Here is a 14,120-nt window from a genome sequence, read left to right on the forward strand (position 1 = left end):
TGTACAAAGATCGCTGGAGGATCGAGCTGTTTTTCAAGTGGATCAAGCAACATCTGAAACTCAAACGCTTCTATGCCTTCTCCGAAAACGCCGTGCGCCTGCAGATCTACAGCGCCTTGATCAGCTATCTGTTGTTGCACCTGTTCCACCGCCGCTCAGGGTTTCAGGGCTCGTTGTTTGAGCTGACGGTTCGTATCGCTTATGCCTTGCATGAACGGCCTGCTACCCAGGAATTCAAAGACCGACGACGACAGGAACAGGATCAGTTGAAGGCTGCTCAGGGCAGCCTTCAACTATGAAACATATTTACCGGACACTAGTGACGCAGAGCGTGGGAACGATCAAAAACCTGTAGCGCCGCCCCGATGCTCGGATGTACACACATCAACGCAGGCCAAACCAGAAGCCGGCCAAAAAACCCGAACTTCCCACGCCGGAAACCGCTCTACCTGACAAGCCCCTAACTCCGGTCATCCCATGGACCTCGTCATCGCCCGCCCCGAAGGCCTTTACTGTCCGCCCGGCGACTTTTACATCGATCCGTGGCGCCCGGTCGAACGATCGGTCATCACCCATGGCCATGGCGACCACGCCCGCACCGGCAATGAGCACTACCTCGCGGCCGCCCCCGGCGAAGGCATTTTGCGTTCCCGGCTGGGCCAGGACATCAACCTGCAAACCCTCGAGTACGGCGAATCCATCACCCACCACGGCGTGAAGCTCAGCCTTCATCCCGCAGGCCATGTGCTCGGTTCGGCGCAGGTTCGTCTGGAATACCAGGGCGAAGTCTGGGTCGCGTCCGGCGACTACAAAGTCGAACCCGACGGCACCTGCGCGCCCTTTGAACCCGTGCGTTGCCATACCTTCATCACCGAATCCACCTTCGGCCTGCCCATTTATCGTTGGCAGCCGCAGTCCGAAATCTTCACCGGCATCAACGACTGGTGGCGCGCCAACGCGGCCATCGGCAAGGCCAGCGTGTTGTTCGCTTATTCGTTCGGTAAAGCGCAACGTATCCTCCATGGCATCGACCCGAGCATCGGGCCAATCCTGGTTCACGGGGCCGTCGAGCCGCTCAATAAGGTCTATCGCGAAGCCGGGGTCCGGATTCCCGAAACCCACTACGCAGGCGATTTCAAAAAAACCGACCCGGCGCTGCGTCAGGCGCTGATCGTCGCCCCACCCTCTGCTGGCGGCAGCACCTGGATGCGTCGCTTCGGCGATTTCAGCGATGCCTTCGCCAGCGGCTGGATGATGTTGCGGGGCACGCGACGCCGCCGTGGGGTGGATCGGGGTTTTGCGCTGTCTGACCACGCCGATTGGCCCGGCCTGTTGTGGGCCATCGAAAACACCGGCGCCGAACGGGTGATGGTGACCCACGGCTCAGTCGCCGTTCTGGTGCGTTACCTGCGTGAAAAAGGTCTGGACGCACAAGGCTTCACCACCGAATACGGCGACGAGGAAGACGACGCGCCCGCCAAACCGGGGACCGTCGAAGAGGTTTCTTCATGAAGGCGTTCGCCGAACTGTATGGCTTGCTGGATGCCACGACATCGAGCAATGCCAAGCTTGCCGCCATGCAGCATTATTTTGCCCACGCGGCGCCGGAAGACGCGGCCTGGGCGGTGTACTTCCTGTCCGGCGGACGCCCGAGGCAACTGGTGCCGACACGTTTGCTCCGTGAACAGGCGATGTTGCTGTCCGGGCTGCCCGAGTGGTTGTTCGAAGAAAGCTACCAAGCGGTGGGCGATCTGGCAGAAACCCTGTCGTTGCTGCTGCCTCAAGCCGAACACAGCTCTGACGAAGGCCTGGCCAGCTGGATGGAAAACAACCTGCTGCCCTTGCGCGGTCTGCAGCCCGAAGAACTGCTCGAGCGCCTGCCGACCTTTTGGGCGCAACTGGATCGCCAGAGTCTGATGGTCTGCCTGAAATTGATCACCGGCAGCTTCCGGGTGGGTGTATCGAAGCTGTTGGTCACCCGCGCATTGGCTGCCCTGGCCGATATCGACAGCAAACGCGTGGCACAACGCCTGGTGGGCTACACCGATCTGTCCCATCGGCCAAGCGCCGAGGGCTACCTGAAGCTGATCGCCGAGGAATCCGAGGACGAGCACGCGCAACGGGGTGGTCAGCCCTACCCGTTCTTTCTCGCCCATGCCCTGCAACAACCGGTGGATCAGTTCGACGACCTGCTCGGCCCTGCCGAAAACTGGCAGGTGGAATGGAAGTGGGACGGGATTCGCGCGCAGGTGGTCAAGCGTGAAGGCCGACTGTGGATCTGGTCGCGGGGCGAGGAACTGGTCACCGATCGTTTCCCCGAATTGCATGCCCTCGTTCAATGCCTGCCAGACGGGACCGTGATCGACGGCGAGATCGTGGTCTGGAAAGCGCCAGCCGATCAGCAGGACATCAGCTCGAACGACTTCGCACTCAGCACTCCGGCTCCGCAAGCGACCATCGAGTCAACACCCTCGGTGCAGCCCTTTGCCCTGTTACAGCAACGCATCGGCCGCAAAACCCTCGGCAAGAAAATCCTGGAGGACGTACCGGTCGTCGTTCTTGCCTACGACTTGCTGGAGTGGCAAGGCCACGACTGGCGCAGCAAGCCTCAGCACCAGCGACGTGCACAGCTGGAAGAAGTGATCGCCGGCGCACAAAGCCCGGCGTTGATGCCCTCTCCGGTCTTGAGCGGTAAAGACTGGCTCGACCTCGGCAAACAACGTGAAGCCTCCCGCAGCCTCGGGGTCGAAGGCATGATGCTCAAGGCCCGGGACTCGCTGTACGGGGTGGGCCGGACCAAGGACATGGGCGTCTGGTGGAAATGGAAAGTCGATCCGTTCAGCGTCGATGCCGTGCTGATCTACGCCCAACGTGGTCATGGCCGTCGCGCCAGCCTCTACAGCGATTACACGTTTGCAGTGTGGGATGGCCCGCCGCAGTCCAGCGAACGCACGCTGGTGCCCTTTGCCAAGGCGTATTCGGGCCTGACCGATGAAGAAATGCGCAAAGTCGATGCAATCATTCGCAAGACCACGGTCGAGAAATTCGGCCCGGTGCGAAGTGTTACCCCAACCCTCGTATTCGAGCTGGGATTCGAAGGCATTGCGCTGTCCAAACGCCACAAGAGCGGGATCGCCGTGAGGTTTCCCAGGATGCTCAGATGGCGTCAGGACAAGCCCGTAGCCGAAGCCGACAGCCTGGCGACGTTGCAAGACCTTTTATCATGAGCACTATTTTGGTGCCCCGACCTCTTTTTGGGTCACGCTGACTGCGCCGAGTGGGGGCGTGCCATGTTTCGGCGTTTCGGTAACAGGCAGTAAAGTGTTTCGAATGTTCCTGAGGCTGCCGACGCAAGACCCGAACAACCACCCCCTCATCAATTTTTATGCGCTCCAGGCGACGGTTTCGGCTACTCTCCCACTGCCTCCGGCGCACTGAAAAAAGACAACAGATGGCTCAAAGTCATCATTGCGACAACTCCGTACATTTAAAACGCACGTTCGTCTCTTTGGTTCGGAAATTGCTATCTTTTTGCGGTCTGGCACCTGCCGGTAGCAAGCCTTCGCGTGTTCCCAACGCTCAATTTGGTTTTAAGGACTGAACGATGAAAAAAGCATGGCTGACCCTTTCCGCACTCGCCATCTGTCTGGCCGCTGGCAACGCAATGGCCAAGGAATACAAGGAGCTGCGTTTCGGCGTCGATCCTTCGTACGCTCCATTCGAATCGAAAGCCGCAGACGGTAGCCTGGTTGGCTTCGACATCGATCTGGGCAACGCGATCTGTGCAGAACTGAAGGTCAAGTGCAAATGGGTCGAAAGCGATTTCGACGGCATGATCCCTGGCCTGAAAGCCAACAAGTTTGATGGCGTGATCTCGTCCATGACCGTGACCCCGGCTCGCGAGAAAGTCATCGACTTCTCCAGCGAACTGTTCTCCGGCCCGACTTCGCTGGTTTACAAGAAAGGCTCCGGCCTGAGCGCTGAAGTCGCTTCGCTCAAAGGCAAAACCGTTGGCTACGAGCAAGGCACCATTCAGGAAGCCTACGCCAAGGCCATCCTCGACAAGGCGGGCGTGAAAACCCAGGCCTACGCCAACCAGGACCAGGTTTACGCCGACCTGGTGTCCGGTCGTCTGGACGCTTCCGTACAAGACATGTTGCAAGCCGAACTGGGCTTCCTGAAATCGCCACAAGGTGCTGACTACGAAGTCAGCAAGCCAATCGACGATCCACTGCTGCCAGCTAAAACTGCTATCGGCATCGCGAAAGGTAACAAAGACCTGAAAGCGCTTTTGGACAAAGGTATCAAAGCGTTACACGATGACGGCAAGTATGCCGAGATCCAGAAGAAGCACTTCGGCGATCTGAATCTGTACAGCGGTAAGTAAGCACACAAACGCCCGTCGGCTTCAGGGGAAATCCCCTCTGAATCGATGGGCGTTTTTATTGACTGTATAGGTTCCACATGCTCGATACTCTCCTGCAAAACCTGGGACTGTCCGCGTTCAGCCTCAAGGGCTTCGGCCCGTTGCTGCTTCAGGGCACCTGGATGACCATCAAATTATCGGTAATGTCGCTGCTGCTGGCCATCGTGCTTGGCCTGCTGGGCGCCAGTGCCAAACTGTCCAAAGCCGCAATCCTGCGTATCCCGGCGCAGGTCTACACCACGCTGATTCGTGGCGTACCGGACCTCGTGCTGATGCTGCTGATTTTCTACAGCCTGCAAACATGGCTCACCACGCTCACCGAAGCGATGGAATGGGATTACATCGAAATCGATCCCTTCGCCGCAGGCGTCATTACGCTGGGCTTCATCTACGGCGCGTACTTCACCGAAACCTTCCGTGGCGCGATCCTCGCGGTACCGCGGGGGCAAGTGGAAGCCGCCACGGCCTATGGCTTGAGCCGCGCTCAGCGCTTCCGTTTCGTGGTGTTCCCGCAAATGATGCGCTTCGCCCTTCCCGGCATCGGCAACAATTGGCAAGTGGTGCTCAAAGCCACTGCGCTGGTGTCGATCATCGGTCTGGCCGATCTGGTCAAGGCGTCTCAGGATGCAGGCAAAAGTACCTATCAACTCTTCTACTTCCTGGTGCTTGCCGCCTTGATCTATCTGGTCATCACCAGCGTCTCCAACTTTGCCCTGCGCTGGGCTGAACGGCGTTACGCCGCAGGCAGCCGGGAGGCTCAACGATGATCGAATTGCTTCAAGAATACTGGCGCGCATTCCTCTATACCGACGGGCAGAACATCACGGGTCTGGCCATGACCCTGTGGCTGCTCAGCGCGTCCATCGCCATCGGCTTCGTCGTTTCCATTCCGCTGTCGATTGCTCGCGTCTCGCGCAATCCGCTGGTTCGCTGGCCGGTGCAGTTCTACACCTACCTGTTCCGGGGTACGCCGCTGTATATCCAGTTGCTGATCTGCTACACCGGCATCTACAGCCTGGAAGTCGTGCGCGATCAGCCGTTGCTCAATTCGTTCTTTCGCGATGCAATGAACTGCACCATCCTGGCGTTCGCCCTCAACACGTGCGCGTACACCACCGAGATCTTCGCGGGCGCGATTCGCAGCATGAACCATGGCGAGGTCGAAGCGGCGAAGGCTTACGGCCTGACCGGCTGGCGCCTCTATGCCTACGTGATCATGCCGTCCGCGCTGCGTCGGTCACTGCCGTACTACAGCAACGAAGTGATCCTGATGCTGCACTCGACCACCGTGGCCTTCACCGCCACCGTGCCGGACATCCTCAAGGTTGCCCGCGATGCGAACTCAGCCACCTTTCTGACGTTTCAGTCGTTCGGTATCGCGGCGCTGATCTACCTCACGGTCACCTTCATCTTGGTGGGCCTGTTCCGCCTCGCCGAACGCCGATGGCTGGCGTTCCTCGGCCCGTCTCACTAGGACCTGCGCATGCGACACCAGACTCATGATTTGCTGGCGCCGGTGCCCGGCACCGCGCGGCAGATCCACAGTTTTCACTACGGCCCGGAAAACGGCGCCTGCAAAATCTATATTCAGTCTTCGCTGCATGCCGATGAACTCCCCGGCATGCTGGTCAGCTGGTACCTGAAACAGCGCCTGGCGGAACTTGAAAACGCCGGCCAGTTGCTGGGCGAAATCGTCGTCGTTCCGGTGGCCAACCCCATTGGCCTGGAACAAGTGCTGATGGACATCCCGCTCGGACGTTACGAGCTGGAGAGCGGGCAGAACTTCAACCGCTGGTTCGTCGACCTCAGCGTCCAAGTGGGCGACGAAGTCGAACCGTTGCTGACGGACGACGCCCGACACAATATCCGCCTGATTCGCCGAAGCCTGAGCGCGGCCTTGCATGAGAGGATCGGCACCACTCAGCTGGAGTCGCAGCGTCTGGCACTGCAACGCCTGGCCTGCGACGCCGACATGGTGCTCGACCTGCATTGCGATTTCGAATCCGTGGAACACCTGTACACCACGCCGGAAGCCTGGCCGCAGGTCGAGCCGCTGTCGCGTTACCTCGGTGCGCAAGCCAGCCTGCTGGCGACGGACTCCGGCGGTCAGTCCTTCGACGAATGCTTCACGCTGGTGTGGTGGCAGCTGCAACAACGCTTTGAGCGCCGTTTTCCGATTCCCCTCGGCAGCTTCTCGGTCACGCTCGAACTGCGTGGTCAGGGCGACGTGAACCACGCCCTTGGCAGTCGTGATTGCCAGGCCATCATCAGCTACCTGATGCATTACGGCGCCATTGCCGGGGAGCCGGCGGCGCAACCTGAACTGATTTATCCGGCGACGCCATTGGCGGCGGTCGAACCGGTTGCCACGCCTGTCGGCGGCCTGCTGGTGTTCTGCACACTGCCAGGCGAATACGTCGAAGCCGGGCAACTGATCGCTGAGGTCATCGACCCGATCAGCGACGCGGTGACCCCGATCCACGCGGCCAACGCCGGCCTTATGTACGCCCGCTCTTTGCGACGCATGGCAACCGCTGGCATGGTCATCGCCCATGTCGCCGGCACCGAAGCCTACCGCAGCGGCTACTTACTTTCTCCTTAAGGATTGCCCGTCATGTACAAACTGACCATCGATGGCCTGCACAAAAGCTACGGTGACCACCAGGTGCTCAAAGGCGTGTCGCTCAAGGCCAACGTCGGCGATGTGATCTGCCTGATTGGCGCCAGCGGCTCGGGCAAGAGTACGTTTCTGCGCTGCATCAATTTCCTCGAACAACCCAACGACGGCGCCATGAGCCTGGACGGCCAGCAGATCCGCATGGTCAGCGACGCGACCGGCATGCGTGTCGCCGATCCGGCCGAGCTGCAGCGCATCCGTACACGCCTGGCCATGGTGTTCCAGCATTTCAACCTGTGGAGCCACATGACGGTGCTGGAAAACATCACCATGGCGCCGCGTCGCGTGCTGGGTGTTTCCAAAGTCGAAGCCGAAGACCGCGCGCGCAAGTACCTGGAAAAGGTCGGCCTGCCGGCGCGTGTTGCCGATCAATACCCGGCGTTCCTGTCTGGCGGCCAGCAACAACGCGTAGCGATCGCTCGCGCGTTGGCGATGGAGCCGGAAATCATGCTCTTCGACGAACCGACCTCGGCACTCGACCCGGAACTGGTCGGTGAAGTACTGAAAGTGATTCAAGGCCTTGCCGAAGAAGGCCGCACGATGATTCTCGTGACCCACGAAATGGGCTTTGCTCGCAAGGTGGCCAATCAGGTGGTGTTCCTGCACCAAGGGCAGATCGAAGAGATCGGCCACCCTGACGACGTGCTGGGCAACCCGAAAAGCGAGCGGTTGAAGCAGTTCCTGAGTGGCAATTTGAAATAACTCGCGGCGCACGGATCTCCCGCCGAGCTCATGACGTTCGGCAACTGCAAATCCTGTAGGAGCGCGCTTGCCCGCGATAGCCATGTGTCTGCGCCTGAGAGGGTGACTGATTGGACGCCATCGCGGGCAAGCGCGCTCCTACAGGTTTGCTGCTCTGCGATCAACCAGACCAAACTAATCCCCTCCCCCAACGGTCTTTGAAAGAACACCTTTCAGAGCCCGCGCATGCCCAGATCCGTCAATATTGCCCAGCGCTGGTTCGCCGCTCGCGGCTGGAAGCCATTCGTTTTTCAGAAAGAGGTATGGGCGGCCGTAGCCCGTGGCGAATCCGGTTTGCTGCATGCCAGCACGGGGGCCGGCAAAACCTACTCCGTCTGGTTTGCTGCCCTCAATCAATTCGCTAAACCCGTTCCCTCCCCGGTCGAAGAAAAGCCTCGAAAGCGTAAACCCGCTCCAACGCCGCTGACGGTCTTGTGGATCACCCCGATGCGCGCCCTGGCGGCCGACACCGCGCGTGCGCTGGAAGCCCCTTTGCGGGATCTGGAGATCCCGTGGAGCGTGGGCCTGCGCACCGGCGACACCAGCAGCAGCGAGCGCGCAAAACAGGGTCGGCGCCTGCCCTCTGCGCTGATCACCACGCCCGAAAGCCTGACCCTGTTACTGACCCGCGCCGACGCGGAGGCGACGTTTTCCACGCTGAAGATGATCGTCGTCGACGAATGGCACGAGCTGATCGGCAATAAACGTGGCGTGCAGCTTCAACTGGCACTGGCGAGACTGCGCCACTGGAACCCTGCACTGATTGTGTGGGGGCTGTCGGCCACGCTGGGCAATCAGCGCCACGCGCAACAGGTGCTGCTCGGCGAAGGCGGCACCGCCGTGCAAGGCAAAGTGGTCAAGGATCTGCTTGTCGACACATTGATCCCGCAGGGTATCGAACGCTTCCCCTGGGCCGGGCACATGGGACTGCGCATGTTGCCGCAGGTGGTGGCGGAGGTGGACAGCAGTGCCAGTTGCCTGGTGTTCACCAACACCCGCGCGCAATCGGAAATCTGGTATCAGGCGTTGCTGGATGCCCGCCCTGACTGGGCCGGTCTGATCGCACTGCATCACGGATCGCTGTCCCGCGAAGTGCGCGACTGGGTCGAGCGAGCGCTGAAAGAAGGTCATCTCAAAGCCGTGGTCTGCACCTCCAGCCTCGATCTGGGTGTGGACTTTCTTCCAGTAGAGCGTGTATTGCAGATCGGTTCGGCCAAAGGCGTTGCACGCCTGATGCAGCGCGCAGGACGTTCCGGTCATGCGCCCGGCCGTCCTTCCCGCGTCACTCTGGTGCCGACCCACAGCCTTGAACTGGTCGAAGCGGCGGCGGCACATGACGCCGTCGAGGCACGAATGATTGAACCCCGGGAATCGCCCCACAAACCGCTGGACGTTCTCGTACAGCATCTGGTGAGCATGGCGCTCGGTGGTGGTTTCTTACCCGATGCACTGTTGGCTGAAGTTCGCACGGCATGGGCCTACCGTGACCTGACGGACGAAGAGTGGCAATGGGCACTGGCGTTCGTGCGCCACGGCGGTCTGTCACTCACGGCCTATCCTGATTATCGTCGTGTAGAGCCTGACGAGTACGGCGTCTGGAGAGTACCCGATGCGCGCCTGGCGCGACGTCATCGCATGAGCGTGGGCACCATCGTCAGCGACGCGAGCATCAACGTGAAGTACTGGAGCAAAGGCGGCGGCGGAGGCTCCCTGGGCAGCGTCGAAGAAGGCTTCATCGCACGCCTGAAACCTGGAGACGGATTTCTGTTCAGCGGACGCCTGCTCGAACTGGTCCGGGTGGAAAACATGACCGCTTACGTCAAACGCGCCACGGGCAAAAAAGCCGCTGTACCTCGATGGAATGGCGGACGAATGCCGCTTTCCAGTGAATTGGCTGACGCTGTCGTGGCAAAATTCGACGCAGCCGCGCAAGGCATTTTCGACAGCCCTGAGATGCACACCGTCAGTCCGTTACTGGACGTGCAGCGCGAGTGGTCAGCGTTACCGCGCAAGCACACGCTGCTGGCCGAAGTGCTTAAGTCCCGGGAAGGCTGGCATCTATTTCTCTATCCGTTTGCCGGCCGTCATGTCCACCTGGGTCTGGCGAGCCTGCTGGCGTGGCGACTGAGCCGGGATACGCCTCTGACGTTTTCCATCGCGGTCAACGACTACGGTTTCGAGCTACTGAGTGCGACCCAAGTCGACTGGTCGCAACGCCTGACGCCCCAACTGTTCAGCGAGGACGATCTGTTGACCGACATCATGGCCAGCCTTAACGCCGGTGAACTCGCTTTACGTCGTTTTCGTGAAATCGCGCGGATTGCCGGCCTGGTGTTTTCAGGATATCCCGGTGCGCCCAAAAGCAATCGCCAGTTGCAAGCCTCCAGCGGGTTGTTCTTCGAGGTCTTCAAGCAATACGACGCGGGCAACCTGTTGCTGACCCAGGCTCAAGAAGAAGTCTTGCGACAGGAGCTGGACGTCAGCCGACTGGAACACACGCTGCAAAGGATCAACAGCCGCACCCTCGACCTGCACCTGATCAAACGCCCGACCCCGATGGCGTTCCCGCTGCTGGTCGAGCGCATGCGCGAAAGCCTCAGCACCGAGAAACTGTCCGATCGCATCGCACGGATGGTGCAGGACCTGGAAAAAGCCGCCGGGCCCGAGGTGACGTCGTGAGGCCTTATCTTTCCATTCAACTGGCGGGTGCCGAGTTGTGGTTGCTGGCAGACAAAGCCATTTATTACCCCGCGGAACGTGCCTTGCTGATCGCGGACGCCCATTTCGGCAAAGCGGCGGCCTATCGAAAACTGGGGCAGCCAGTGCCCCACGGCACCACGGACGACAACCTGCAGCGACTGGATGCGCTTCTCGCAGGCTATGACTGTGACCACCTGATATTTCTCGGAGACTTCCTGCACGCCCCCGAGTCTCATGCTGTCGGCACGCTGGCGGCCTTACAGGCGTGGCGCGAGCGACATGCGTCATTGACGATCACCTTGATTCGCGGCAACCACGACAAACGGGCCGGGGATCCGCCTCATCACCTGCGCATCGCTGTCGTACCGGAGCCACTTCTGCTGGGGCCCTTTGCTCTGCAGCATGAACCCGATCCTCATCCCACACACCACGTTCTCGCGGGCCATGTACATCCGACCTACAGGTTGTATGGAAGGGGACGACAACGTCTGCGCCTGCCGTGCTTTTACGTGTTGCAACACCTCAGCGTTCTCCCTGCTTTCGGGGCCTTTACCGGCGGAATGAACATCGAGCGGCAGGAGGACAGCAGGGTGTATGTGGTAGGTGACGGTGCGGTCTGGGAGTCTCGGTGAAAGGTAGAAGCGTCACAAAACGGGTTTTCAATGATCGAGGCATTGTCGAGGGCGATGCCTGCCGATGCCGCAGCACCGACAGGCAGTCGGGGTCAGGCAACCGGAGCGGGGGGTGGTTCGTCGGGCAACGTCGGTTCGCCGGGCTCTTCGGGCTGAGGATAATCGTTGGGGGTATCAGGACTTGGCTGGCCGGGGATGCCTCCGGCGACCATATTGTTCAACTGGGGATGCGCTAACAGCGACCACGCCAGCAACCCGACCTGGTTCTGTCCGGGGTCGGCTTCCTTGCTGCTGGTTCTGATTTGTCTCTTCATAGGGCACTCCTGAGCGATGGCCCCATCCGCATGGTGCGGATGGGAACAGTTCAGTCAATAGAGTGCGGATTTCGAGACTAATTCAGTTTCAACATGACCAACGGTGAAATCAGGCGCGCCCAATCACGTACGTGGCAAGGTCACGCCACGCTGCCCTTGGTACTTGCCGCCACGGTCTTTGTACGAAACTTCGCATTCTTCATCCGATTCCAGAAACAGCATCTGTGCGACACCTTCGTTGGCGTAGATCTTCGCGGGCAACGTCGTGGTGTTGGAGAACTCCAGCGTCACATGGCCTTCCCACTCCGGTTCCAGCGGCGTCACGTTGACGATGATGCCGCAGCGCGCATAGGTGCTTTTGCCCAGGCAAATCGTCAGCACGTTGCGCGGAATGCGGAAATACTCGACGGTGCGGGCCAGCGCAAACGAGTTCGGCGGGATGATGCAGACATCGCTTTTAATGTCGACGAAGCTTTTTTCGTCGAAATTCTTCGGATCGACGGTCGCCGAATTGATGTTCGTGAACACCTTGAATTCGTCCGCGCAACGCACGTCGTAGCCATAGCTGGAAACGCCGAAAGAGATCAGCCGGTCAGCACCCTCACCGCGCATCTGACGCTCTACGAACGGCTCGATCATGCCGTGTTCCTGCGCCATGCGGCGAATCCACTTGTCCGATTTGATGCTCATGGCAATGTCCTGAATAGCGAGGTGAAAAAAGATGTCCGGCATCTTACCGGGCGAAGGCGCCGTGTTCAAAGACTGCGCACGGCCCGGGCGACAGGCTTTACACCTTCCGTCGAAATAAACCGGACCTGCCCATTGGCACATCCGGAAAAAAGGGTTAAGGTGGGTCCACTGTGTTGCTTGTGTCACTGAGAATCTCTACACGATGTTGAATTTCGATCCAACCATCTCCAAGAATTTTTCCTGCTCTTTGCACTCAGTCTCGGCCAGGGTTCTTCCTGAGTCGCAGTTAACTTTGTCCAAGGAGATACACCATGTCTAATCGCCAAACAGGTACCGTTAAGTGGTTCAACGATGAAAAAGGCTTCGGCTTCATCACTCCACAATCCGGTGACGACCTGTTCGTACACTTCAAAGCAATCCAGTCTGACGGCTTCAAAAGCCTGAAAGAAGGCCAGCAGGTCTCTTTCATCGCTACCCGCGGTCAGAAAGGCATGCAAGCTGAAGAAGTACAAGTTATCTAACTTGTACTGAATCGCTTAAAAGACCCCGCCCTCAAAAGCGGGGTTTTTTTATGCCCGCAGGAAATTCGATTGCTACACCCTCCAGACGATAAACCCCTGTGGGAGCGAGCTTGCTCGCGAAAGAAACGCTACGGACGCCCGAACGTTACCCCCTCGCGAACAGCCCCCGCTTTAAAGCTTCAATCGTCGCTGATCGAAATATTCGGCATCGCTGGCGTTGCCGCTTCCTGCAACACGATCCGCGCGCCGACGTGACGCGCCAGCTCCTGATACACCATCGCAATCTGACTTTCCGGCTCGGCAATGGCCGTCGGTTTGCCACCATCAGCCTGCTCACGAATCAGCATTGACAGCGGCAGCGAAGCCAGCAATTCAACACCGTATTGCGAGGCAAGCTTTTCACCGCCACCTTCACCGAACAAATGCTCGGCATGACCGCAATTCGAACAGATGTGCACCGCCATGTTTTCCACGACGCCCAGCACCGGGATGTTGACCTTGCGGAACATCTCTACGCCCTTCTTCGCATCCAGCAATGCCAGATCCTGCGGTGTCGTCACGATGACCGCCCCTGCAACCGGCACCTTTTGCGCCAGCGTCAACTGGATGTCCCCCGTGCCTGGCGGCATGTCGATGACCAGATAATCCAGATCATTCCAGGCCGTCTGGGTGATGAGCTGCAGCAACGCGCCAGACACCATCGGCCCACGCCAGACCATCGGCGTATTGTCGTCCGTCAGGAAAGCCATCGACATGACTTCGATACCATGGGCCTCGATCGGCACGAACCATTTCTGGTCTTTGATCTTCGGCCGGGTGCCTTCAGCGATGCCGAACATCACACCCTGACTCGGACCATAGATATCGGCGTCGAGAATCCCGACCCGCGCGCCCTCGCGCGACAACGCCAAGGCCAGGTTGGCAGCGGTGGTGGATTTGCCGACACCTCCCTTGCCCGAGGCAACGGCGACGATGTTCTTGACATTGGCCAGGCCCGGGATCTGTACCTGAGCCTTATGAGCGGTAATCAACGTGTCGATCTGGACCCTGGCCGAGGCAACGCCTTCCAGCCCTTCAACAGCCATTTGCAGCATCTGCGCCCAGCCGTTCTTGAACAACGCGGCGGCATAGCCCAGCTCCAGGCGCACGCTGACGCGATCACCCTCGATGTCGATGGCACGCACACAGCCGGCGCTGACCGGGTCTTGGTTCAAATAAGGATCGGTGTACTGGCGAAGGACGGCTTCCACCGTTGCGCGATTGACAGCGCTCATGGGTCACTCCCGAAAAAGACTGAGCAAAACAGGCGGCTATCCTACCGCGTTCATCGGACCAAGAGGGGCCGTGTTTTCGTCGAGACGCGTGAAGCCGATTCCGACACGCGGTGTGGGATGAAAAAAAACGCTCAGACCTTTATAG

At 59.5% G+C, this 14,120-nt stretch carries 14 protein-coding genes; 11 read left to right on the forward strand and 3 right to left on the reverse strand.

The genetic code is table 11. The features are described 5' to 3' along the window. From BMY73_RS24665 to pdeM, 10 genes are all read left to right on the forward strand, one after another. Positions 1 to 299: transposase (locus BMY73_RS24665; protein WP_139214279.1), on the forward strand; the 299-nt coding region annotated here is incomplete at its 5' end. Positions 300 to 477: 178 nt separating this feature from the next. After that, a complete protein-coding gene (locus BMY73_RS24670; protein ID WP_062387920.1) occupies positions 478 to 1,512 on the forward strand; it encodes a ligase-associated DNA damage response exonuclease in 1,035 nt (344 codons plus the stop codon). Further along, on the forward strand, positions 1,509 to 3,227 hold the full coding sequence (locus BMY73_RS24675) for an ATP-dependent DNA ligase (protein ID WP_062387923.1): 1,719 nt from the start codon (positions 1,509 to 1,511) through the stop codon (positions 3,225 to 3,227). Before BMY73_RS24670 ends, BMY73_RS24675 begins: the two co-directional genes overlap by 4 nt. Positions 3,228 to 3,604: 377 nt before the next feature. Then, positions 3,605 to 4,387, forward strand: coding sequence for a transporter substrate-binding domain-containing protein (locus BMY73_RS24680; RefSeq protein ID WP_092410414.1), 783 nt, complete (start codon positions 3,605 to 3,607; stop codon positions 4,385 to 4,387). Between the two features lie 77 nt (positions 4,388 to 4,464). Then, entirely contained in the window at positions 4,465 to 5,193 is a 729-nt protein-coding gene (locus BMY73_RS24685) for an ABC transporter permease (protein ID WP_062387930.1), read from the forward strand. Beyond that, complete coding sequence (locus tag BMY73_RS24690; RefSeq protein WP_062387933.1) at positions 5,190 to 5,900, forward strand: ABC transporter permease; 711 nt, start codon at positions 5,190 to 5,192, stop codon at positions 5,898 to 5,900. The genes BMY73_RS24685 and BMY73_RS24690 overlap by 4 nt, the downstream gene beginning before the upstream one ends. A gap of 9 nt (positions 5,901 to 5,909) precedes the next feature. Next, positions 5,910 to 7,028: a succinylglutamate desuccinylase/aspartoacylase family protein gene (locus tag BMY73_RS24695; protein ID WP_092410417.1), complete on the forward strand. Its 1,119-nt coding sequence runs from the start codon at positions 5,910 to 5,912 to the stop codon at positions 7,026 to 7,028. Positions 7,029 to 7,040: 12 nt separating this feature from the next. Further along, the gene (locus tag BMY73_RS24700) at positions 7,041 to 7,805 is read left to right on the forward strand and encodes an ABC transporter ATP-binding protein (RefSeq protein WP_062387940.1); all 765 of its coding nucleotides are present in this window, start codon (positions 7,041 to 7,043) and stop codon (positions 7,803 to 7,805) included. A 225-nt stretch (positions 7,806 to 8,030) separates the two neighbouring features. Beyond that, positions 8,031 to 10,523, forward strand: coding sequence for a ligase-associated DNA damage response DEXH box helicase (locus BMY73_RS24705; RefSeq protein WP_092410419.1), 2,493 nt, complete (start codon positions 8,031 to 8,033; stop codon positions 10,521 to 10,523). Then, on the forward strand, positions 10,520 to 11,176 hold the full coding sequence (gene pdeM, locus BMY73_RS24710; protein ID WP_092410421.1) for a ligase-associated DNA damage response endonuclease PdeM: 657 nt from the start codon (positions 10,520 to 10,522) through the stop codon (positions 11,174 to 11,176). Before BMY73_RS24705 ends, pdeM begins: the two co-directional genes overlap by 4 nt. A 92-nt stretch (positions 11,177 to 11,268) precedes the next feature. Here pdeM and BMY73_RS24715 read toward each other — a convergent pair whose 3' ends face one another. After that, positions 11,269 to 11,490: a hypothetical protein gene (locus tag BMY73_RS24715; protein WP_062387949.1), complete on the reverse strand. Its 222-nt coding sequence runs from the start codon at positions 11,488 to 11,490 to the stop codon at positions 11,269 to 11,271. 123 nt (positions 11,491 to 11,613) lie between these two features. Continuing rightward, positions 11,614 to 12,180, reverse strand: coding sequence for a dCTP deaminase (dcd, locus tag BMY73_RS24720; protein ID WP_017126297.1), 567 nt, complete (start codon positions 12,178 to 12,180; stop codon positions 11,614 to 11,616). A gap of 311 nt (positions 12,181 to 12,491) precedes the next feature. Between dcd and BMY73_RS24725 the strand changes: the two genes are divergently transcribed. Beyond that, complete coding sequence (locus tag BMY73_RS24725) at positions 12,492 to 12,701, forward strand: cold-shock protein (protein ID WP_002554837.1); 210 nt, start codon at positions 12,492 to 12,494, stop codon at positions 12,699 to 12,701. A 179-nt stretch (positions 12,702 to 12,880) separates the two neighbouring features. Here BMY73_RS24725 and apbC read toward each other — a convergent pair whose 3' ends face one another. Next, positions 12,881 to 13,975, reverse strand: a complete 1,095-nt coding sequence (gene apbC, locus BMY73_RS24730; RefSeq protein WP_092410423.1) for an iron-sulfur cluster carrier protein ApbC — start codon at positions 13,973 to 13,975, stop codon at positions 12,881 to 12,883. Positions 13,976 to 14,120 lie beyond the last annotated feature (145 nt).

This window comes from Pseudomonas sp. NFACC02 (genome assembly GCF_900110765.1).
Taxonomy (GTDB): domain Bacteria; phylum Pseudomonadota; class Gammaproteobacteria; order Pseudomonadales; family Pseudomonadaceae; genus Aquipseudomonas.